The organism is Rheinheimera sp. UJ63, from assembly GCF_021568285.1.
In the GTDB taxonomy this organism is placed as follows: domain Bacteria; phylum Pseudomonadota; class Gammaproteobacteria; order Enterobacterales; family Alteromonadaceae; genus Alishewanella; species Alishewanella maricola.
The window spans coordinates 252,043-273,223 of the sequence record NZ_JAKGTQ010000002.1; the positions used below are offsets into that span (position 1 = coordinate 252,043).

At 46.6% G+C, this 21,181-nt stretch carries 22 protein-coding genes, 5 tRNA genes and 1 pseudogene; 20 read left to right on the forward strand and 8 right to left on the reverse strand.

Annotated elements, in window-relative coordinates:
* The first annotated feature begins 61 nt into the window (after window positions 1–61).
* Window positions 62–832: a class II glutamine amidotransferase gene (locus L1N97_RS07245; RefSeq protein WP_229584441.1), complete on the forward strand. Its 771-nt coding sequence runs from the start codon at window positions 62–64 to the stop codon at window positions 830–832.
* Here the strand turns inward: L1N97_RS07245 and L1N97_RS07250 are convergent.
* The 7 genes from L1N97_RS07250 to cmoA form a co-directional block, all read right to left on the reverse strand.
* A complete protein-coding gene (locus tag L1N97_RS07250) occupies window positions 800–1,525 on the reverse strand; it encodes a DUF3108 domain-containing protein (protein ID WP_229584440.1) in 726 nt (241 codons plus the stop codon). The two genes, L1N97_RS07245 and L1N97_RS07250, sit on opposite strands and share 33 nt — an antisense overlap.
* A gap of 58 nt (window positions 1,526–1,583) precedes the next feature.
* Complete coding sequence (gene purN, locus L1N97_RS07255; protein ID WP_236129320.1) at window positions 1,584–2,246, reverse strand: phosphoribosylglycinamide formyltransferase; 663 nt, start codon at window positions 2,244–2,246, stop codon at window positions 1,584–1,586.
* A 9-nt stretch (window positions 2,247–2,255) separates the two neighbouring features.
* Window positions 2,256–3,299: a phosphoribosylformylglycinamidine cyclo-ligase gene (gene purM, locus L1N97_RS07260; protein ID WP_226750349.1), complete on the reverse strand. Its 1,044-nt coding sequence runs from the start codon at window positions 3,297–3,299 to the stop codon at window positions 2,256–2,258.
* A 75-nt stretch (window positions 3,300–3,374) separates the two neighbouring features.
* Window positions 3,375–3,782 carry a hypothetical protein gene (locus L1N97_RS07265; protein WP_229584438.1) on the reverse strand — a complete coding sequence of 136 codons (408 nt, stop codon included), beginning with the start codon at window positions 3,780–3,782 and terminating at the stop codon, window positions 3,375–3,377.
* Window positions 3,783–3,794: 12 nt separating this feature from the next.
* Complete coding sequence (locus L1N97_RS07270; RefSeq protein ID WP_229584437.1) at window positions 3,795–4,682, reverse strand: LysR family transcriptional regulator; 888 nt, start codon at window positions 4,680–4,682, stop codon at window positions 3,795–3,797.
* Window positions 4,683–4,705: 23 nt separating this feature from the next.
* Window positions 4,706–5,671, reverse strand: a complete 966-nt coding sequence (gene cmoB / locus L1N97_RS07275) for a tRNA 5-methoxyuridine(34)/uridine 5-oxyacetic acid(34) synthase CmoB (protein ID WP_236129321.1) — start codon at window positions 5,669–5,671, stop codon at window positions 4,706–4,708.
* A gap of 5 nt (window positions 5,672–5,676) precedes the next feature.
* On the reverse strand, window positions 5,677–6,405 hold the full coding sequence (gene cmoA / locus L1N97_RS07280; protein WP_226750346.1) for a carboxy-S-adenosyl-L-methionine synthase CmoA: 729 nt from the start codon (window positions 6,403–6,405) through the stop codon (window positions 5,677–5,679).
* Window positions 6,406–6,602: 197 nt separating this feature from the next.
* On the opposite strand from cmoA, the gene aspS reads away from it, so the two are divergent.
* The 19 genes from aspS to L1N97_RS07375 all read left to right on the forward strand — a co-directional run bounded on the left by aspS (window position 6,603) and on the right by L1N97_RS07375 (window position 20,750).
* Complete coding sequence (gene aspS, locus L1N97_RS07285) at window positions 6,603–8,378, forward strand: aspartate--tRNA ligase (protein ID WP_229584434.1); 1,776 nt, start codon at window positions 6,603–6,605, stop codon at window positions 8,376–8,378.
* Between the two features lie 79 nt (window positions 8,379–8,457).
* A complete protein-coding gene (locus tag L1N97_RS07290; RefSeq protein WP_236129322.1) occupies window positions 8,458–9,201 on the forward strand; it encodes a YebC/PmpR family DNA-binding transcriptional regulator in 744 nt (247 codons plus the stop codon).
* A gap of 2 nt (window positions 9,202–9,203) precedes the next feature.
* On the forward strand, window positions 9,204–9,725 hold the full coding sequence (gene ruvC, locus L1N97_RS07295) for a crossover junction endodeoxyribonuclease RuvC (RefSeq protein WP_229584432.1): 522 nt from the start codon (window positions 9,204–9,206) through the stop codon (window positions 9,723–9,725).
* A gap of 24 nt (window positions 9,726–9,749) precedes the next feature.
* On the forward strand, window positions 9,750–10,370 hold the full coding sequence (ruvA, locus tag L1N97_RS07300) for a Holliday junction branch migration protein RuvA (protein WP_226750342.1): 621 nt from the start codon (window positions 9,750–9,752) through the stop codon (window positions 10,368–10,370).
* Between the two features lie 96 nt (window positions 10,371–10,466).
* Window positions 10,467–11,480, forward strand: a complete 1,014-nt coding sequence (gene ruvB, locus L1N97_RS07305; protein WP_229584431.1) for a Holliday junction branch migration DNA helicase RuvB — start codon at window positions 10,467–10,469, stop codon at window positions 11,478–11,480.
* Window positions 11,481–12,077: 597 nt separating this feature from the next.
* Window positions 12,078–12,488 (forward strand): tol-pal system-associated acyl-CoA thioesterase, encoded by a 411-nt coding sequence (gene ybgC / locus L1N97_RS07310; RefSeq protein WP_236129323.1) that lies wholly within the window; start codon window positions 12,078–12,080, stop codon window positions 12,486–12,488.
* The gene (tolQ, locus tag L1N97_RS07315; RefSeq protein ID WP_226750339.1) at window positions 12,478–13,158 is read left to right on the forward strand and encodes a protein TolQ; all 681 of its coding nucleotides are present in this window, start codon (window positions 12,478–12,480) and stop codon (window positions 13,156–13,158) included. The genes ybgC and tolQ overlap by 11 nt, the downstream gene beginning before the upstream one ends.
* Window positions 13,158–13,586, forward strand: a complete 429-nt coding sequence (gene tolR, locus L1N97_RS07320) for a protein TolR (RefSeq protein ID WP_324295575.1) — start codon at window positions 13,158–13,160, stop codon at window positions 13,584–13,586. The genes tolQ and tolR overlap by 1 nt, the downstream gene beginning before the upstream one ends.
* A complete protein-coding gene (gene tolA / locus L1N97_RS07325; protein WP_229584429.1) occupies window positions 13,576–14,544 on the forward strand; it encodes a cell envelope integrity protein TolA in 969 nt (322 codons plus the stop codon). Before tolR ends, tolA begins: the two co-directional genes overlap by 11 nt.
* Complete coding sequence (gene tolB, locus L1N97_RS07330) at window positions 14,541–15,887, forward strand: Tol-Pal system beta propeller repeat protein TolB (RefSeq protein ID WP_236129324.1); 1,347 nt, start codon at window positions 14,541–14,543, stop codon at window positions 15,885–15,887. The genes tolA and tolB overlap by 4 nt, the downstream gene beginning before the upstream one ends.
* A gap of 45 nt (window positions 15,888–15,932) precedes the next feature.
* On the forward strand, window positions 15,933–16,457 hold the full coding sequence (gene pal / locus L1N97_RS07335) for a peptidoglycan-associated lipoprotein Pal (protein WP_236129325.1): 525 nt from the start codon (window positions 15,933–15,935) through the stop codon (window positions 16,455–16,457).
* 20 nt (window positions 16,458–16,477) lie between these two features.
* Complete coding sequence (ybgF, locus tag L1N97_RS07340) at window positions 16,478–17,275, forward strand: tol-pal system protein YbgF (protein WP_226750335.1); 798 nt, start codon at window positions 16,478–16,480, stop codon at window positions 17,273–17,275.
* Between the two features lie 174 nt (window positions 17,276–17,449).
* Window positions 17,450–17,525, forward strand: a tRNA-Lys gene (locus L1N97_RS07345).
* Between the two features lie 26 nt (window positions 17,526–17,551).
* Window positions 17,552–17,627, forward strand: a tRNA-Lys gene (locus L1N97_RS07350).
* Between the two features lie 19 nt (window positions 17,628–17,646).
* A tRNA-Lys gene (locus L1N97_RS07355) sits at window positions 17,647–17,722 on the forward strand.
* A gap of 26 nt (window positions 17,723–17,748) precedes the next feature.
* Window positions 17,749–17,824 (forward strand) — tRNA-Lys (locus L1N97_RS07360).
* A gap of 127 nt (window positions 17,825–17,951) precedes the next feature.
* Complete coding sequence (gene nadA, locus L1N97_RS07365) at window positions 17,952–19,010, forward strand: quinolinate synthase NadA (RefSeq protein ID WP_236129326.1); 1,059 nt, start codon at window positions 17,952–17,954, stop codon at window positions 19,008–19,010.
* Window positions 19,011–19,125: 115 nt separating this feature from the next.
* Window positions 19,126–19,215: transfer RNA gene (locus L1N97_RS07370), tRNA-Ser, on the forward strand.
* An 818-nt stretch (window positions 19,216–20,033) separates the two neighbouring features.
* Window positions 20,034–20,750: a hypothetical protein gene (locus L1N97_RS07375; RefSeq protein ID WP_236129327.1), complete on the forward strand. Its 717-nt coding sequence runs from the start codon at window positions 20,034–20,036 to the stop codon at window positions 20,748–20,750.
* Between the two features lie 150 nt (window positions 20,751–20,900).
* Here L1N97_RS07375 and tnpB read toward each other — a convergent pair.
* Window positions 20,901–21,011 (reverse strand): annotated as a pseudogene (gene tnpB / locus L1N97_RS17065) (IS66 family insertion sequence element accessory protein TnpB); the annotation flags it as partial.
* Between the last annotated feature and the right edge of the window lie 170 nt (window positions 21,012–21,181).

Genomic DNA, 21,181 nt, shown 5'->3' on the forward strand with positions numbered 1-21,181 from the left:
AAGCGGCGTTTGCACTTTTTAAACGCCAACGACATCGTTGTGGATTAATGGGAATACTCCAGTGTGTGAATTATTGGGAATGTCGGCCAATGTGCCGACCGACATTTGTTTTAGTTTTAAAGGCTTAAAAGAGCGCGGTGGGCGCACAGGCCCACATAAAGATGGTTGGGGAGTGGCCTTTTACGAGCAAAAAGGCGTTTGCACTTTTAAAGATGCGCTGCCCAGTTATCAATCCGAAATTGCCCGTTTAATTTCTGATTACCCGATTAAAAGCACCGCTGTGGTTGCGCATGTGCGGCAAGCCAATCGGGGGCAAGTGGCATTAGCCAATACTCATCCGTTTACCCGTGAACTATGGGGGCGTTATTGGACTTATGCCCACAATGGGCAGTTATCCCATTATCAACATTTAGCGGTGGATCGGTTTTTACCGGTGGGAACGACTGACAGCGAGCGTGCCTTTTGTTATCTGCTCAGCGCTTTAGCGGCACGTTATCCAGAGAAAAGCCCGGGCCCCAAAGCCGCATTTCGTTATATTCGTCGCTTATTACCGCAGTTACAGCAGCTAGGGGTATTTAATATGCTGCTCACCGATGGTGAGTATTTATTGGCGTTTTGCAGCACTAAGCTGCATTGGATCACGCGCCGGGCCCCTTTTGGGGTGGCGCGCTTATCTGATGTTGATGTGGATATTGATTTTAGCCAAGAAACCACGCCGAACGATGTCGTGACCATTATTGCCACTGCACCGCTAACTAATAATGAGCAGTGGCAAAAAATGCAAAGTGGTGAGGCGCAGTTATTCCGTCGTGGCGAGCCCATCGACTGTTGAGGTGGGTGTGAGCCACTGTACTTTTTGCAGTTGCACATCAAATTGTTCGACGTTATCTTCGCCACGCCAAAGTCTGACGAGCATATAATCAAGCTCAGGTGCAACCCAGGCTAAAACTTGCTTGTCTGAATTTTCTTCAACCCGAGCAATGCGTAACGCGCGAACGGTGCCAAAAGGTAAGGCCAATGCTTCTTCGGTGACCACCTGATAGTGGTACACTTTATTATTACCATCGCGGTTTAACACTTGGTAAGTGAAATCGGTTTTACCGGCGCGTAAATCCAGCACTAACTGTTGATGGTAACTCAGTGGATCTAACCAATCGTCTTGCCAATCAATGGCTTTGAGCGTTTGTTTTTTACCGGTGAAAAGTTGTTGTTTCTGCCAGTTTAAACGCAATTCATAGTGTCGATTAGAACCGGTACCCGTGCGGATCATTTTATAATGTGACGGTTTTAAACGGCCCTGCTCAAGCGTAAAAGTGGACGTTTCGCTGCGCTTATCACTAAACACTAACCAAGTGATATCACTGCTGTAGCCCATTTCATAATGGCTGTCTTTTTTATGCAAATAGCGTTTAGCCGTGCCATGGCTTTTGCCGCCACGGTACACTAAATAATCAGCATTAAAGGGAGTAAAAATAGGTGCTGCAGCAGTGTCTTTCGACAACTCAGCAACGCTAGGGGCTGGCAACGATGTCGCCAATACAGCAGAACTACAGAATAATAGTGTGCTTAAAAAAAGTGACGTGTTAACACGCCACTTCAGAATCATCCTCATCTTCGGCATAACCTTGTACTGAAAGTAAGTTACCGTCTAACCATGCCTCATTGCCGCGCTGTTGTAAACGATTTTGACAAAACCAACGCACAACCAGTGGATAAATCAGATGTTCTTGCTCATGTACCCGTTCAGCCACTGTCGAAGCATCATCACCTGGAAAGATAGGCACTTTCGCTTGCAAGATCACCGGGCCGCCATCAAGTTGCTCTGTCACAAAATGGACACTGCAACCATGTTCAGTATCGCCGGCATCAATTGCGCGCTGATGTGTATCTAAACCTTGATGCTTCGGCAACAAAGATGGATGAATGTTCAATAATTTTCCAGAAAAGTGCTGCACAAAAGCGGGCGTGAGGATCCGCATAAAGCCGGCAAGCACCACTAATGATGGCGCAAAACCCTCAATGGCTTGTTGTAAAGCCCTATCGTAACTGGCGCGATCGCTATAGTCTTTGTGGCTGACGACACGGGTAGCAATACCCGCTGCCGTTGCCCGTTGCAAACCATAAGCGGACGCTTTGTTGGCAATAACCCCGGTAATTTTAGCGGGGATCGTGCCTTTCGCACAGCCATCGATAATGGCTTGTAAATTACTGCCATTACCAGAGATCAGTACTACAATAGCGTTCATGCGGCCTCGTTATTCGTTAATAATAACCAGTTGCTCATCTGCCGCAGCCGCTTGAATCTCGCCAAGGTGCCAAGCTGTTTCACCCGCTTGTTGTAATGTCGCTAAAGCGGTAGGTAATTCGGCTGCAGGCACGACCACTAACATACCCACACCACAGTTAAAGGTGCGATACATTTCATGGCGGCTAATATTGCCTTGTTGCTGTAACCAGTTAAAAATGGCGGGCCACTGCCAACTCTTGCCGTCAATGACGGCTTTGGTATTGGCCGGTAAGACACGAGGAATGTTTTCCCAGAAACCGCCACCGGTAATGTGACATAACGCATGCACAGGGCTGGTTTTAAACAAGCTCAGCAGGTTTTTCACATAAATTCGGGTAGGTTCTAGTAAGTGATCGGCTAACGACTTACCTTCTAATAAGGTGTCTGCTGACTGACCTGACACTTCCAATACTTTGCGAATTAATGAAAAGCCATTAGAGTGAGGGCCAGACGAGGCCAATGCGATAAGTTGATCGCCCGGTTGTACTTTGCTGCCATCGATAATGTCGGCTTTTTCAACTACGCCTACGCAAAAACCTGCGATATCGTAATCATCACCGTGGTACATGCCGGGCATTTCAGCCGTTTCACCACCGACCAAAGAACAACCTGATTGCACACAGCCTTCAGCGATGCCAGTAACAACGCGGGCGGCGGTGTCAACATCCAACTTGCCTGTGGCGTAGTAATCTAAAAAGAATAATGGCTCAGCGCCTTGCACCACTAAATCGTTGACGCACATGGCAACTAAGTCGATACCTACGCCATCATGGCGTTTTAAGTCCATGGCTAAGCGTAGTTTTGTGCCCACGCCATCGGTACCTGAGACTAACACCGGCTCTTTATAACCGGCAGGGATTTGGCACAGCGCACCGAAACCGCCTAAACCACCCATGACTTCTGGGCGAGTGGTGCGTTTTACGGCACCTTTGATGCGGTCAACTAACGCATTACCTGCGTCAATGTCTACTCCGGCGTCTTTGTAACTTAAAGATGTGTTGTGCTCGCTCACGGCTTTCCTCGAATGGCTAAGTGGGTTGGCTAAAGTGCTGACTATTTTACCCGTTTAACCGCGCAGACAAAAGCCTTACTGCATAGCATTCTCTTTCGCTTGGCGAACATAGTCTTGTAAACTGATGGTATCGTCATTGGCGATCTTATGGTAACAGACTGAAGCAAAAGGAAATTCTTTGTCGCCAAAGGTCACTGCAATATAAGGTGCAGATTGATCTTGTTGATTGTTGTTCCAGTCACCCCCGACCAGTTTAATGAACACTTCACCGACATAAGCGCCAATAATATTACAAAGTGTAAATAACATTTCGCCAGAATGTTGCCGATGCTGCTGATCTTTGTGTAATGCCGACAACAAGGTGTCGACGACCGCTAAACTTTCGGCAGAGCCATCTAGCGTTAATTGATGTTGTTCGGCGGCATAAGCGATCGCATCTTGTGCGGCGGCATGCATTAACTGGTTTATTTCGGCAGATTGCATAGGGGTTCCTTATTATTTTTGATGGACGGCCAGTAACAGCTGACGCAGCTGACGACTGCCGGGGCCAAGAGATTCTTCTTGTGGTGCCAATAAACTCATCGGCACAAAACGTTCGGTACTTTGTTGCAGCGGTAGCCGAAACAAGGTTTTATCGGCTAACAGCGGTGCCACCACAAAGTCGGGCAACCAACAAAAGCCTAAACCGAGTAATAATATATCGACTGCTTCGTCAAAGTTATTTACCGTCCAACGTTGTTCTGCTTTTAACCAGCCAATATGTTCTTGCGGTTTAACGGCGGTGTCACGAATAACAATTTGCAGTTGTTGGCTCAGTTCATTTTGGTCTAGGCTTGGTAGCTGTGCTAACGGGTGCGACGCGCCCACCACGGGAATAAAACGGGTGATCGACAACGGCTCACTTAAATAGCCTTTTGGCACCACGCCGGTGATGACTAAATCGGCTTTTTTCTGAGTAATGATTTCGCTGGTTCCTGTCAGCACCGTATCAATAATTTGTACTCGGCTGCCACGGCTCATTGGATAAAATTGCTGTAATGCTTGGTATAAATAGTGTTTGGGGTAGGCTAACTCGGTGGCGATACGAATTTCTGGCTCCCAGCCCTTGTCTAAATTATCGGCCAGCAGTTCAAGTTCTTCAATTTGTTGCGTTAAAATACGCGAACGGCGCAGCATAACTTCGCCGGCGGCAGTCAGTTGAGCTTTACGCCCAATCACTTCGAGCAATTCTACGCCCAACTGGGTTTGTAATTTTGCGACGGCATGATTCAGCGATGATTGGCTTTTGTTGAGCAACTCGGCCGCTTGGGCATAGCCACCGGCATCAACCACCGCTTGTAAAATGCGCCATTGCTCTAACGTGGACTTTGGGCGATAGGGCATAACGAGCCGTTTCCTTACTTTGCTTAAACCCTGGCTACCACCACCGCACGTAATGGTGCCGGATAACCCTCAATGGTCTTACTATGGTCATTTGGGTCAAGAAAATCAATCAGACTTTCATTTTCCATCCAAGGGGTGGCACGTTGTTCATCTAAGCTGGTGTGATTTAAATCGACCAGTTTAATATCTTGAAAACCCAGCCGTTCTAACCAGTGACACAAGGCGGCTGTGCTGGGGATAAACCAAACATTACGCATTTTGGCATAGCGTTCACCGGGTACCAATACGGTTTGCGCATCACCTTCAATAACCAGTGTCTCTAGCACCAATTCGCCACCGGGGCGCAGCTGTTGTTTTAGTTGCTGTAAAAAGTCTAACGGCGAGCGGCGATGATATAACACCCCCATCGAGAACACCGTATCAAATTGCTTTAACGCCGGCATATCATCAATACCAATCGGCAGTAAATTAACCTGCGGATCGGGATTAAAATGTTTAATGGCTTGAAATTGCGTATAAAACAGCTGCGAGGGATCAATACCCACAACAAAGCGCGCCCCAGCGCCGCGCATCCGCCATAAATGATAGCCACTGCCACAGCCGACATCTAATACCAAGCGTTCGGTTAAATCACTGATGTGCGGCAGCACCCGTTGCCATTTCCAATCTGAACGCCACTCGGTATCAATATCAATACCGTGGACCTGAAAGGGGCCTTTGCGCCAAGGTTTTAATTGCTGGAGTAAAAAGCGAATGCGTTCTGCTTCACCTGCGCTAATATCAGTTGCTTGGCCAAAGGCAACGGCGTCAGCCAACTCTATTTGCGAGACACAGGTCGTTGGCAGATTAGCAAGTATTTTTTGCCATTGTTTAAATTCACCATGTAGCGCGGTTTTCGACCACAACGCTAATTGCGCCGGTAAGGTTTCTAGCCAAGGGTGCAGGCGGCTGGTAGCAAGCTGTGCATAAAAAGTGGAAAAGTCCAACATGCGAATCAATCCTTTAAAGCAAACATCGAGCAAAAATTAAAACATTGAAACCAAACACTGTGCGAGTGAAAGCCGGCTTGCTGCAGGCGCGCACTGTGGGTGGCGAGCGTGTCGGGGCGCATAACTTTTTCCAGCGCAGTGCGTTTTTGGCTAATTTCTAATTCGCTGTAACCATTGGCGCGTTTAAAATCATGGTACAAATCAATCAGCAATTCATCATTAACAGGGGTATCGGCTTTAAATTTTTCTGAGATGATCAAAAGGCCACCCGGTTTTAACCCCTGATAGATTTTGTTGAGCAGGGCTTGGCGATCTTCCGGTGCTAAAAACTGCATGGTAAAGTTCACCACCACCACCGCAGCATTTTCAATAGTAAGCTGTCGAATATCACCTAATATAGCGTCCACCGGCACATCCGAGCGAAAGGCTTGCAAATGACGCTGACAACGCTCAATCATGGCACTGCTATTATCCACTGCAATCACTTTACAATTGTCGGCGGTAATATGGCGGCGCATGGACAAACTGGCCGCCCCTAACGAGCAGCCTAAATCATAATAATGGCTATTTGCCTGCTGATAGCGCGCAGTCAGTTTACCGATGGTTTGAATAATCGTTTGATAGCCAGGTATAGAGCGCTGGATCATGTCAGGAAAAACGTCGGCTACCGCATCATCAAAACGGAAATCCTGAATATGTGCCAAAGGTTCGGCATAAACGTGGTCTTTTTGCATTAACACACTCAGTGGTTGTCACGAAAATGGCGGCTAGTTTACCTGAAATTTGCCGAGCGCTGAAAACTTATCGTGTTAAGCTAGCGACTAAGCAGAGTTTTCGGCTCTGGGCAGTGACTTTAAAGCGCTTTTCGCTATAATTGCCGTCATTCAAATCAGTTGCTTTCAGTTGTTCAGCATGGAGAAAGGATAAATTAATGCGTAGTCATTATTGCGGTAAGTTATCGGTAAACGAAGTCGATCAGCAGGTCACACTTAGTGGCTGGGTAAACCGTCGTCGGGATCTGGGTGGGTTAATTTTTATCGATATGCGAGATCGCGAGGGCTTGGTGCAAGTCGTTTGTGATCCCGATCTGAAAGCGTTATTCGACGTCGCTTACACCTTGCGCAATGAATATTGTATTCAAGTCACCGGGCAAGTTCGGGCGCGTCCCGCCTCACAAATTAACAAAGAGATGGCGACAGGTGCGGTTGAAGTGTATGCCAGTGCGCTCACCATTTTAAATAAGTCGGCGCCACTACCTTTAGACTTTAATCATGAGAACAGCGAAGAACAACGCTTAAAATACCGCTATCTTGATTTACGTCGGCCATTAATGAGCGAACGTTTAAAGTTTCGCGCTAAAGTCACCAGTTTTGTACGTAACTTTATGGACGGCAATGGCTTTTTAGATGTTGAAACCCCCATTTTAACCAAAGCCACGCCAGAAGGTGCGCGAGATTATTTAGTGCCAAGCCGCACGCACAAAGGCGAGTTTTTCGCTTTGCCACAGTCACCCCAGTTGTTTAAACAACTGCTGATGATGTCGGGCTTAGATCGCTATTATCAGATCGTAAAATGTTTTCGTGATGAAGATTTACGCGCCGATCGTCAGCCTGAATTTACCCAGATCGATATCGAAACCTCTTTTATGAGTGCGCCAGAAGTGATGGCGGTAACGGAGCAAATGGTTCAGCAGATGTTTGAACAATTGCTGGGTGTGGATTTAGGCACCTTCCCGCAAATGCCCTACTGGGAAGCGATGCGTTTATACGGCTCAGATAAACCTGATCTGCGTAACCCCATGCAGTTTGTAGACGTTGCTGATTTACTGAAAGACGTTGAGTTTAAGGTTTTTTCAGGCCCAGCAAACGATGCAAAAGGCCGCGTAGTGGCATTAAAAGTGCCAGGCGCAGCAGAAAAAGTATCGCGCAAAGATATTGATAACTACACCCAATTTGTCAGCATCTACGGTGCAAAAGGCCTCGCTTGGATGAAAGTAAATGACGTTGCCGCGGGAGCCGAAGGCGTGCAATCGCCGGTGGCGAAGTTTTTAAGCCCGAGCATCATTACTGACATTTTAGCGCGTACAGCCGCCGCTAACGGCGATTTAATTTTCTTTGGTGCTGACAGCTATAAAGTGGTCTGTGAAGCCATGGGCGCACTGCGCTTAAAACTGGGTGAAGATTTACAGATCACTCAACCCGGTTGGAAGCCATTATGGGTGGTGGATTTCCCGATGTTTGAAGAAAACGACGATGGTAGCTATTCTGCTGTGCATCACCCGTTTACCTCACCATTAGATACGCAAAGCTTTTTAGCTACGCCTAACCAAGAATTAAAGCTGGGCGAATTGTTATCCAATGCCTATGACATGGTGCTAAACGGTACCGAATTAGGCGGTGGCTCAGTCCGTATTCATACCGCAGAAGTACAAGCGAAAGTGTTTACTTTACTGGGTATTAGCGATGAAGAGGCGGCAGAAAAATTCGGCTTTTTACTCGAAGCGTTAAAGTATGGCGCACCGCCACACGCCGGTTTAGCCTTTGGTTTAGATCGCTTAGTCATGTTAATGACCGGTGCAACCTCTATTCGTGATGTGATGGCGTTCCCTAAAACCGCCACGGCTGCGTGTCCATTAACGGATGCACCTGGTGCGGCCAACCCGCAACAACTGGCTGAGTTGGGTATCCAAGTCACGCCAAAAGCGTAGTTACTGCATTACACAGCGAGGCCCTAGTGCCTCGTTGTGCCTTTATATCCTGTTTATGATTAGCTAAGAGGAGTAAGACATGGCTGGACATAGCAAATGGGCTAACATGAAGCATCGTAAAGCCCGTCAGGATGCCAAAAAAAGTAAGATCTGGACGAAGATGATCCGCGAACTCACGGTAGCGGCGAAGATCAGTGCCGATGTGCAGGCTAATCCACGCTTACGTTTGGCTGTCGATCGCGCTTTAGCCGAAAATATGACGCGCGATACCATCGACCGAGCCATTAAACGTGGTGCCGGTATGCATGATGCCGATAACTACGAAGAACTCGTTTATGAAGGTTATGGCCCAGGTGGTGTGGCGGTGATTGTCGAAACACTCACCGATAACAATAAACGTACCGTTGCTGATGTGCGCCATGCCTTTTCGAAAAACATGGGTAACTTAGGCACCTCAGGTTCGGTCTCTTATTTGTTTCATCGTAAAGGCGTGATGTGCTTTGCCGCCGGCGCTGATGAAGAGCAAATCTTAGATGTGGCACTGGATGCCGGTGCCGATGATGTACAAACCCAAGAAGATGGCAGCATCGAGGTGCTCACCAGCCCTGAGTATTTCAGTGCAGTACAGGATGCGCTCAGCGGTGCAGGCTTTGTGGCTGACTCTGCTGAGCTAACCTTAGTGCCTGATACGCATGCCGAGTTGGATGCTGAGACGGCAGAGAAATTTATCAAATTACTGGATGCGTTAGAAGATTCTGACGATGTACAAAACGTTTATCATAATGCGCAGATCAGTGACGACATTATGGCTAGCTTGGAGTAGCCTTGAATATTATTCTGGGCATCGACCCTGGTAGTCGTTTAACGGGTTACGGTGTGGTTCGCCAGCAAGGTGGGCAGTTTCATTATGTGGCCAGTGGTTGTATTCGTTTAGGCACTGATGACTTTCCTGAGCGTTTACTGCGTATCTTTAACGGCATCAGTGAAATTATTGCGCAAACGCAACCGACTATTTTTGCCATTGAACAAGTGTTTATGGCGCGCAACCCCGATTCGGCACTCAAATTAGGTCAGGCGAGGGGCGCGGCTATTGTGGCGGCTAAAAATGCCGGTTTAGAGGTGCATGAATATTCAGCGCGGCAAGTTAAGCAAGCCGTAGTGGGCAGTGGCGCGGCAGATAAAGCGCAAGTACAACACATGATCCGGCATTTATTAAAGTTATCTGCGAGTCCTCAAGCCGATGCGGCAGATGCGCTGGCCGTGGCCTTGTGCCATGGTCATACGCAGCAAAGTTTAATTGCCATGGCTGGGCAAGCCAGTAAAACAGTTCGCGGCCGTTTACGATAACGCCGCCCAAAGATAAGAAAACAGATGATTGGACGTTTAAGCGGTATTATTTTAGAAAAGCAGCCACCCGATTTATTATTGGACGTGGCCGGTGTGGGTTACGAAGTGCAATTGCCCCTCACCAGTTTTTATGCTTTGCCCGAAGTGGGTAAGCCCGCGGTGATTTACACCCACTTTGTGGTGCGCGAAGACGCACAGTTACTTTATGGCTTTAGTAATCAAACTGAGCGTAGTTTGTTTCGACAATTAATTAAAGCCAATGGCGTTGGGCCTAAGTTGGCGTTAACCATCCTATCTGGCATGACTGCGCAGCATTTTGTGCGTTGTGTGCAATTTGACGATCTGAGTACCTTGGTAAAATTGCCGGGTGTCGGTAAAAAAACGGCCGAGCGTTTAGTGATTGAAATGCGTGATCGCCTAAAAGATTGGGGCGTCAGTTCAAATACACCCATCACCGATAAAATGATTATGCAGGATGATGAAGCTTTATTCGCGCCCCCGGCTTCGGCAGAGCAAGATGCGATTAGTGCCTTATTCGGTTTAGGCTATTCGCAAGCGCAAGCGGCAAAAGCGGTGCAACAACAACTGAAACCTGGCATGAGCAGCGAGCAGCTGATTAAAGCAGCGTTAAAGAGTATGATTTAACCCCGCAAGCCAGGCCAAGCAGAGTGTGATGCTGGCCTGTATCGCGGTTAATCGTTGCGTTTTCTAAGCACATAAAGCAGTTATAAAAGGCATAGCATGATAGAAGCAGATCGTCTGATCCAGCCTAGCGCATTTAAAGAAGAAGAAGCCATCGACAGGGCTATTCGGCCAAAATCGCTGGCCGATTATACCGGCCAAGCGCATGTGCGTGAGCAAATGGCGATCTTTATCGAAGCCGCCCGCGGCCGTGGTGAGCCGCTCGATCATTTATTGATTTTTGGCCCGCCAGGTTTAGGTAAAACCACCTTAGCCATGATTGTGGCTAATGAAATGGGGGTGAACATTAAAACCACCTCTGGGCCTGTACTAGAAAAGGCCGGTGATTTGGCTGCATTACTGACCAATCTTGAAGAAAATGATGTGCTTTTTATCGATGAAATTCATCGTTTAAGCCCCGTGGTAGAAGAAATTCTGTATCCGGCCATGGAAGATTATCAGTTAGATCTGATGATTGGTGAAGGCCCTGCGGCGCGCTCAATCAAACTCGACTTACCGCCTTTTACCCTTGTCGGGGCCACCACCCGGGCTGGTGCTCTGACATCACCCTTGCGCGATCGCTTTGGTATCGTACAACGACTGGAATTTTATAAAGTGGAAGAGCTGACGCAAATTATTCAACGTTCGGCCAACTTCCTTAATATGCATTTAGATGAAGCCGGTGCCACTGAAATTGCACGACGCGCTCGGGGTACGCCGCGTATCGCTAACCGTTTGTTACGTCGTGTGCGAGATTATGCTCAGGTTAAAGCCAATGGCATAGTCAGTGTTGAAGTGGCGTCTGCCGCGCTGAAAATGGTCGATGTAGATGCACAAGGTTTTGATTATATGGACCGTAAATTACTCGATGCCATTATCGATAAGTTTATGGGGGGGCCGGTAGGGCTAGATAACTTAGCCGCGGCCATTGGTGAAGAAAAAGAAACGATAGAAGATGTGATTGAACCCTTTTTAATTCAGCAAGGTTACATTCAACGCACGCCACGGGGGCGAATAGCCACGCCGCGTGCTTATCAGCATTTAGGTTTTGACCTGCCACAAACACCAACATAAGGGTGTTGCTACTCGATTTTTAAGCAAAAAAAAGCCCGCTCAATGAGCGGGCAAGCAACAATTTCAGGAACTGCTTCAATAAATCCAGGGAACATGTTTGGAGCAAACAACAAAACCTCTCTCACAAAGTCTCATTGTTAAGTGACCTGTACTAAACAATCAAAAAGCGCTACCAAAATTTTGATTGTCTTTGCGCTAGCTCAGAACACATGCGCATGATAGAGAATTGGAGTTTTTACTTCAAACGAGAAAAACTGGCGTTTTGTCATTAGAAAAACTAATGGCGCGCCAAGGTGTACGGCGAGCAGGATAAAAAGAGACTAACGAGTTTATCGCAAGCTATTGCTGAAATTCATCTGCCATTCATCTTAATCAAGCATGATAGCACCAGATTACTTTTTATCGCTTAAAACGATAATTTGTACCTAATAAATCGGCCTTTATTCTGAACTTAGCCGATAGACCTGTGTCAACGTAATGTTTTAATAAAAAACAAGTAGTCAGTGTAAAAAAATATAGTTACGAAATTGGTCGACAGCCGATTGAGTTTGTACGCTGGCTTAATTATCATACAGGCGCGAAATAAAGCGGAACCAGATGCAGCGAAACAACTTCTCATGGTCAGTGCGGGTGTATTATGAAGATACCGATGCTGGCGGCATTGTTTACTATGCAAACTACCTGAAATACTTCGAAAGAGCGCGCACCGAATGGTTGCGTGCCCTCGGAGTTGAGCAAGATATCTGGTTAGCGAATAAAGTGGCTTTTGTGGTTACTGAAGTGCAAATGAAGAACACCCGCCCAGCAAAGTTTAATGAGCTGTTGACGGTGTCCAGTGAAATCAGTACCTTAAGGCGTGCTAGTTTAAGTTTTAAACAAGAAATTCACAATGCAGCACAACAAGTTGTGTGTGCGGCAGAGATTAAGATAGCGTGTGTTGACCCAGAGCAGTCAAAAGCTCGTTCAATCCCCGCAGAAATAACAGAGGTATTATCGCGTGTCAGGTGAAATTTCCATTCTGCATTTATTGCTCGATGCCAGCATAGTTGTTCAGGCAGTAATGTTAATCCTGGTAGGGATGTCAGTAACCTCGTGGGCGATGATTTTTAAACGCAAGAAGATCTTAACCGAAGCGTTAAGTGATGCGAAAAAGTTTGAAGACCGTTTTTGGTCAGGCATTGATTTATCTAAGTTATATGCTGAAGTCAGTGCGCGCCAACAAGCCAACGGTATGGAAGCCTTGTTCAAGTCAGGCTTTAAAGAGTTCGCGCGGATGCACAAAACGAGTCGCCAATCAGCGGCAGTGATGGACGGCACGCATCGTGCCATGCGCGTAGGCTTATCGCGCGAAGTAGAACGCTTAGAATCTGATTTGCCGTTTTTAGCCACTGTCGGTTCAATCAGCCCCTATATCGGTTTGTTCGGTACGGTCTGGGGTATTATGAATTCTTTTATCGCTTTAGGTGCGGTGCAACAAGCCACCTTAGCGATGGTGGCGCCAGGTATCGCTGAAGCCTTAATTGCAACTGCAATTGGTTTATTTGCTGCCATCCCGGCCGTTATTGCTTATAACAAGTTTTCAACGCAGGTTGAGCAGATTGAAAGCAGCTACATCAACTTTGTTGAAGAGTTTGCGAATATTCTGCATCGTCAGGTCAGTAGCGGAGATCAAGGCTAATGATGTACCCGCGTAAAAAGCGCCGCCCAGTTGCTGAGATTAACGTAGTACCTTATATCGACGTTATGCTGGTGTTGTTGGTGATTTTTATGATTACCACACCGATTATCACGCAAGGTGTGAAGGTTGAACTGCCAAAATCAGCGGCACAACCGATTGAACAAATGAAAGACGGTAAAACGCCCTTAGTGGCCACCGTTGATGAAGATGGTTTGTATTACTTTGAGAAAGACGGTAACCAGCAAGGCCCTTTTACCGCGACACAGTTACAGGTTGAAGTGGCAAGTTGGTTAAGCATTGAGCCTGGCACTCAGGTGATAGTAAAAGGTGATGGTCGTGTGGATTACAATTCTGTGATACGCCTGATCAATGTGTTGAAAAACGCTGGGGCTCCCGCTGTCGGGTTGATGACTGACAATGAAGTCTGAGTTGCAAGCAAAGTGGTGGCAAAAACCACTGGCAAAATCAGTAGGCTTGCACCTTGCGTTAGTGCTGGGCTTATTCATCAGTACCTTAAGTTTTTGGCCAAAGCCAACTGAAATTATGTTATCGGGTGAAGCAGGGCTCAGTGCCGATGCGCCACCTCCGCCGCCACCAGCGCCTGTTGAAGCGGTGGCGATAGATAAGCAAGCGTTAGAGCAGCGTGTTGCTGAGATAAAAAAACAGCAAGACGATACACGCAAAGCTGAAGAGAAACGTATTAGAGATTTAGAACGCCGTGCGAAAGAAGCTGAAAATTCACGCACAGCAGAAGAAGCCCGCTTAAAACGGGTAGCAGAAGAAAAACGTAAAGCGGATGCCGCAGCCCAGGCTTCAAGACAAGCTGCTGCAGAAGCAAAGAAAGTACAAGAGGCCGAAGCGGCTAAAGCGCGCGCTGCCGAGCAACAGCGTGTTGCCAAAGAGCAAGAACGCAAAAAAGCGGAAGAAGCGGCCAAAGCAGCAGAAGCGAAACGCAAAGCGGAACAAGCCGCGTTAGCCAAAGCGCAAGCTGAACGTGAACAAAAAGCACGTGAAGAGCGAGAGCAAGCTGAACGCGAGCGGATGATCCAAGAGCAGTTAACCGCAGAAGCGGAAGCGCGGCGCCGAGCCAGATCACAACAAGCTGTGACTGAGGTTCAACGCTATACCGCGATGATCAGCGATGCGATTGATAGAAACCTGATTAAAGATGAATCGACCATGCGTGGCCGTACTTGTCGGGTAAATATTCGCTTAGCAACCAATGGTTTTGTGACAAGTGTCAATGTGATTAGCGGTGAGCGGGTGGTATGTGATGCAGCAGTGCGAGCGGTAAATCGGGCAGGGACCTTGCCGATGTCAGCTGACCCTGATGTATATAACCAACTCAAAGACATAACATTAACGGTGGCACCAGAATTTAGATGATGAATTTTTTACGTAAATTAGGTTGCAGTGTCTTACTGCTGGTCGGTATGCAAGCGCATGCTTCTTTAGAAATTGTGATTACCGGTGGTGTTGATTCTGCCCGTCCGGTGGCGGTGTTACCGTTCACGTTTAAAGGCACTACCTTGCCTAAAGAAAATATCGCGGATGTCGTGTCTGCCGATTTAATGCGTAGCGGTAAGTTTAATCCTATTTCGTTTTTAAAAATGCCGCAGCGTCCTGCAACCTCAGCTGACATTAATTTTTCAGCTTGGGCAAAAGAAGGTGTAGAAGCCATTTTAATGGGTTCTATTACTGAGATTGGCATCGACCGGTACAGTGTTAGTTTTGAATTAATTGATGTATTAAAAGGTAGCACCGGTTTAAGCAGCCAGATGCTGAATAGCGGTATCTTAGGTGGTTCGCCACAGTACTTGTTAGACAGTCGTGAAACCACGATTAACGGCAGTCAATTCCGTCAGTACGCTCATCGTATTAGCGATATTGTCTACGAAAAGTTAACCGGTGAGCGCGGTGCTTTCTTAACCAAGATTGCTTATGTTTTAGTGCGTCCTAATGCAGAATTTCCATATCAATTAGTCGTTGCTGATTATGACGGCTATAATGAGCAGGTATTATTACGCTCGAAAGAACCATTGATGTCGCCTAACTGGTCACCAGACGGTACCAAATTAGCTTATGTCACTTTTGAAAAGCGTCAGGCACAAATTTATATTCAAGATATTTACAGCGGCCGTCGTACCATTTTGACCTCGTTCCCGGGTATTAACAGTGCCCCAACCTGGTCCCCTGATGGCAGAAAGATTGCGATGGTATTATCAAAAGATGGTAATGCAGAAATTTATGTGATGGATGTGGCCACTAAAGCGTTAACCCGCGTGACCAGTCATCGCGCCATTGATACAGAACCGAGCTGGTCACCAGATGGTACAGAAATTGTGTTCAGTTCTGAGCGCGGTGGTAATCCACAACTTTATAGCGTAAATTTGAACACAGGCGATACCCGTCGCTTAACGTTCGAAGGCGAAATGAATCTGGCGGGGACTTACTCACCAGATGGTCAGTCGATTGTTATGGTTAACCGTACCAACGGCCGCTATCATCTGGCAAGAATGGACAGACAGACCCGTTATTTGCAAGTGTTGACCGCTACTAACCTAGATGAGTCACCGAGTATTGCACCTAACGGTTCGATGATAATTTACAGCACTATGCATGGTCGTTCGCAAGTGTTGGCACTGGTTTCTATGGATGGGCGTTTTAAAGCACGACTACCGGCGGCTGATGGACAGGTGAAATCGCCGGCTTGGTCACCTTTTTTATAAAAAAACTTGGTAAAACTTGGTAAATCTAATCTAATCTAAGGACAAATGATGAACTTAAATAAAGTGTTAAAAGGTCTGTTAATCGCAGTTCCAGTATTAACTTTAGCTGCTTGTAGCTCAAAGTCTTCAACAGGTGCTGGCGACGCTGACACGTCTGCTAACACAGTTCAAACTGTACAAGTTGAACGTGTAGATCCAGCGGTTGCTGCTGCTGAACAAATGCGTTTAAAAATGGAAGCATTACGTCGTGAAAACACCGTATACTTCGATTTCGACAAAGCAACTATCCGTCCAGAATTTGCAGAAGTTCTGCAAGCTCACGGTGAGTTCCTGCGCGCTAACCCAAGCGTACGTGTGACTGTTGAAGGTCATACTGACGAACGTGGCACGCCAGAGTACAACATCGCGTTAGGCGAGCGTCGTGCAATGTCTGTGGTTCAGTATTTACAGAACCTGGGCGTAAGCGCTGGCCAGATCTCTACAGTAAGCTACGGCGAAGAAAAGCCAGCAGTACGTGAGACAGGCGAATCAGCTTATGCTAAAAACCGTCGCGGTGTATTAGTTTACTAATTAAAAAGGTACGAGTGAGGATGATAGTGAAGAAACCTCTGCTTATAGCAATGTCCTTAGTCAGTGTTGGCGTCTGGGCAAATCCGGCGCCGGTTACTGAGATAAGTAAAAGCGGCAGAACAACTTCAACATCAGCCACTGCAGCCGCGGTGGGTACAGTAGAACAGCGATTGGCAACGTTGGAGCGGGTGGTTGAAGCCCGCGCCGAAGGCCAAGTGCGTATGCAGCAACAATTGCAGATTCTTCTGGATGAAGTAAGCGATCTCCGTGGGGTCACTGAAACTCATTCATACCGGCTGGACGAGATTATCCAGCGACAGCGTGATATTTACCAGGAAATAGAACGGCGGGTGAGTGCTGTACAAGGTGGAGCGTCTAACGCTGCACCGAGTTCAGCCACACCGGCTACGAGTGGCCCGGCTGTCATGGTTTCGGGTAACGTCTCGGAAAACGACGCCTATGACAGAGCAGTCAACATGGTGTTGAAAGACCGACGCTATGATGCTGCTATTCCTGAATTTGAGAACTTTTTGCGTACTTATCCAAATTCGGTGTATGCACCCAACGCACACTATTGGTTAGGGCAGCTGTTGTTTAACAATGGCGAGCTAGCTAAAGCGAAAACTGAGTTTGAACGCGTAGTGAAAAACTTCGCCGAATCAAGCAAAGTGGCGGATGCATTATTGAAGCTTGGACAGATAGCAGAACGCAACAACGATAAAGCCACCGCTTTAGGGCATTATCGAACTCTGGTATCTGCACATGGTAGCTCTACGGCTGCCAAACTGGCAAAGGAACGCCTCGAGGCGCTTAAATGATCAACCCGGCCTGGTGCCGGGTTTTTTCTTTCTGTTGTTTAGCGATTAAACAATTCGTCTATAGCCTTACACCAATCCGCTGGGATTTTAAGCAGTCAGCCGGCTAAAGCCGAAAAAATCACAGTTTTTGGTTGCACTAATTACGTAAATCAGTAAGATATGCCTCCGCGGTTAGGGTCGTTAGCTCAGTTGGTAGAGCAGTTGACTTTTAATCAATTGGTCGCTGGTTCGAATCCAGCACGACCCACCAAATCGCACAAACAAGTACACCGAAGTGGGTCGTTAGCTCAGTTGGTAGAGCAGTTGACTTTTAATCAATTGGTCGCTGGTTCGAATCCAGCACGACCCACCACTTCGTGTTTACCCTGTTTGGGTCGTTAGCTCAGTTGGTAGAGCAGTTGACTTTTAATCAATTGGTCGCTGGTTCGAATCCAGCACGACCCACCAAATTGCACAATACAGTATACCGAAGCGGGTCGTTAGCTCAGTTGGTAGAGCAGTTGACTTTTAATCAATTGGTCGCTGGTTCGAATCCAGCACGACCCACCACTTCGCAAATACGTAGCCTACTCAGACTTTCAACTTAAACCACCTAATTGCTTCGCACATCTGTACTGTCCTTTTTATGTTATGCCTTATATAATACGCGGCCTTGACCAGCTACTGAGTATCTTCTATGGATCAGCCGTTGTATTTTTCAGAGCAAGATTTTGCTTTCCCGAAAAAGCCTGTGCCATTAAGTCACGACGATAAAGCCGCTTACAAAGCGCGGATCAAAACCTTATTACAGCAAAAAAATGCGGTGTTAGTGGCGCATTACTACACCGATCCAGAAATTCAAGCGCTGGCCGAAGAAACCGGTGGTTGTGTATCGGACTCTTTAGAAATGGCGCGTTTTGGTAACCAGCACCCTGCAAAAACCTTGTTGGTGGCTGGCGTTAAGTTTATGGGCGAAACCGCCAAAATTCTTACGCCAGAAAAAACGGTCATTATGCCAACCTTGGAAGCGACCTGCTCGTTAGACTTAGGCTGCCCAGCGGCCGAGTTCTCAGCGTTTTGCGATGCCCACCCTGACCGCGTAGTTGTGGTATACGCTAACACCTCTGCGGCCGTTAAAGCGCGTGCCGATTGGGTGGTGACGTCTTCTATTGCTTTAGATGTGGTGGACTACCTCGACAGCCAGGGTAAGAAAATTTTATGGGGCCCTGATAAGCACTTAGGCGCTTATGTGCAAAAGCAAACCGGTGCCGATATGTTGCTGTGGAACGGCGCCTGTATTGTGCATGACGAATTTAAAGCTAAAGCGTTAATTGAGCTGAAAAAGCAATATCCAACAGCCGCCGTACTGGTACACCCTGAATCGCCTGATAGCGTGGTGCAGTTAGCCGATGCCGTCGGTTCGACCAGCCAGCTGATTAAAGCCAGCCAAACCTTACCGAACGACATCTTTATTGTGGCGACTGACCGCGGTATTTTTTACAAGATGCAACAGTTAATGCCAAATAAGACGTTTATGGAAGCCCCAACCGGCGGTAACGGCGCAACTTGCCGCAGCTGCGCGCATTGCCCTTGGATGGCGATGAACGGCTTAAAAGCGATTGAGGAAGCGCTGCTAGAGCCTACAGGCCATGAAATTTTTGTTGATGCGCAACTGCGTGAGCGAGCATTACTGCCGCTAGACCGTATGTTGAATTTTGCTAAAGAACAAAAAACTGTAGTAAAAGGTAACGCTTAGTTTTTGTAAAAGAGGGATTGGCCAAAATAGCGGCAATAAGCTTGTGCTATACCAATTAGTTATTGCTAAGCGCGGCCTTTTTCCCTAGTATAGCCGCGCTTGCAACGCAAGTTTCGGAGAAATGGCTGAGTGGCTGAAGGCGCACGCCTGGAAAGTGTGTTTAGGTTAATCCCTAACGAGGGTTCGAATCCCTCTTTCTCCGCCAGATTAAAATAAAAAGGCCCGAGCCAAAAGCTCGGGCCTTTTTATTTTAACGCGGTAGAGATCGAGGATTTGATGAGAACCCTGCGGTTCGACCAACTTGTCAGGAACAAGTTGGAACGCACTTTAGTGCGGCCCGAAGGGCCAGCGCCATGGATGGCGCTGGTAATCCCTCGATGTCGCCAAAAGCTCGGGCCTTTTGTTTTAACGCGGCAGAGATGAGGTCTTGGTTCGAACCATTAGGTTCGACAAATTCGCCGGGAGCGAATTTGGACGTGCTTTAGCACGGCCCGAAGGGTGAAGGGCAGGATGTCCGGAATATAAATTCGTCTGATACAAAACGGCTATTTTTACTCATTTGATCAGACAAAAGTTAGGTTAATGTAGATAAATATTATTATTCATTGAGCAACGTTAGAGCTGACAAGGTTTTATCGCATTTGTTATTACCCATAATTCAACCTGTTTATATCTGTCGGATTGCTTGTGGCTAGGGGAGTAAATTATCTTCATTAAAAAATACACATAGATTAAACAGTCGTGTATTTTAAAACCAATCTATCGATGGGTTCAAAGGTGTTAGTTAATTACAGGTAAGCAATGGGATTTGTTATTACAACAGTTTTTGTGTCAGTTTTTTTTACAGTTCAGGGGCGCTATAATCAGTATATATAGATAAGTAATTGATATAAATAATTAAATTATAGTGGCATAGTTTGTGCTTCAAAGTACATTAGGTATTAAATACAAATCACATAACAACATGTCATACGGTGAGCTTAATTAAGAAACCAGATGCAGATTGTAAGATAAGGAAAAAAAATGAAGTTTAATTTTTTGAAAAACACTTTAGCGTCTGTTTTATTATTGGGAGTGTCGGTTGGATCTGCTTCTGCAGCTATCATAGGCGTTGACACGACTTACGATTTCAAGTTAGTTGCCGACAACGACTTTGCTCTTTTTAGTGGTACTGAATCAAATATTGTAGAGCTTTTGTATCAGAACAATTTTGTTTGGGGAGACCAGATAAACCAGAACAATACTCAATTTACATATAACAGTGCTTCTCCTAACTCTTATATTTATATTCTCGCTCTTGGTGGCGGTGGCAACCAAGAAAATATCAGCGGTATGATTAATGGTGTAAAGATCACTGACATAAATCCGTTATGGCATCTATTTACCATAGATAACACTGTTCTTCCTGGCTCTACAAGTTCAAATATTGCTTCAGGTGCTTATTCTGTTCAAATCTCAGATCTAAACAACCTGATTGATACTACTACCCCTTTTTGGTCAGACACTCCGCTTGTCCAAAACTCAACACAGACTGTAATTCAACGTGCTGGATTTGGTACTGGATATACTATGCCAACAAGTAATGGTTTGTTATTAAAATATCAGGTCCAAGATTTTAATATCAACGCAAGAGCTGTTGTTCAAGATGCGGCTTCAGTTCCAACACCCTCAACCTTTGCAATTTTCCTTTTAGGGCTAATGGGTATTGGGTTTACTCGCTTAAGAAAAACTGCCCCTTAATATACAATAAGATCATGTTAAAAACGCCTTGCTTCGGTAAGGCGTTTTATATTTTTTAGTTGTATTTTGCCAATGAGAAAAAATATTAAACACCATTTTTAATAAAATTGTGTATGCATCGCACCCGATCTTAAACTAGCTCAGACAAATTTACCCTGCTCCAGACGCTAGTATAATAAACATTACCCCTGACCATCCCCACCAGAGCAATTTAACTCGGTCGCTTCGATGTGCGCGAAACACAAACACGTGACCATTAAACGGTTTTTTTGCAGCACATGCAGCGCATTACCGAAAGGCCATCGAAGCATTTGTGCAGATCAGTGTGACCGGCACACAGCCAGATGCGCACGTCAAACGATAACATCATCATGACAATATCGCCTTGTGTTGGAGCAACGTGACCGATGTGGCGTCGTGTAACACCCGTT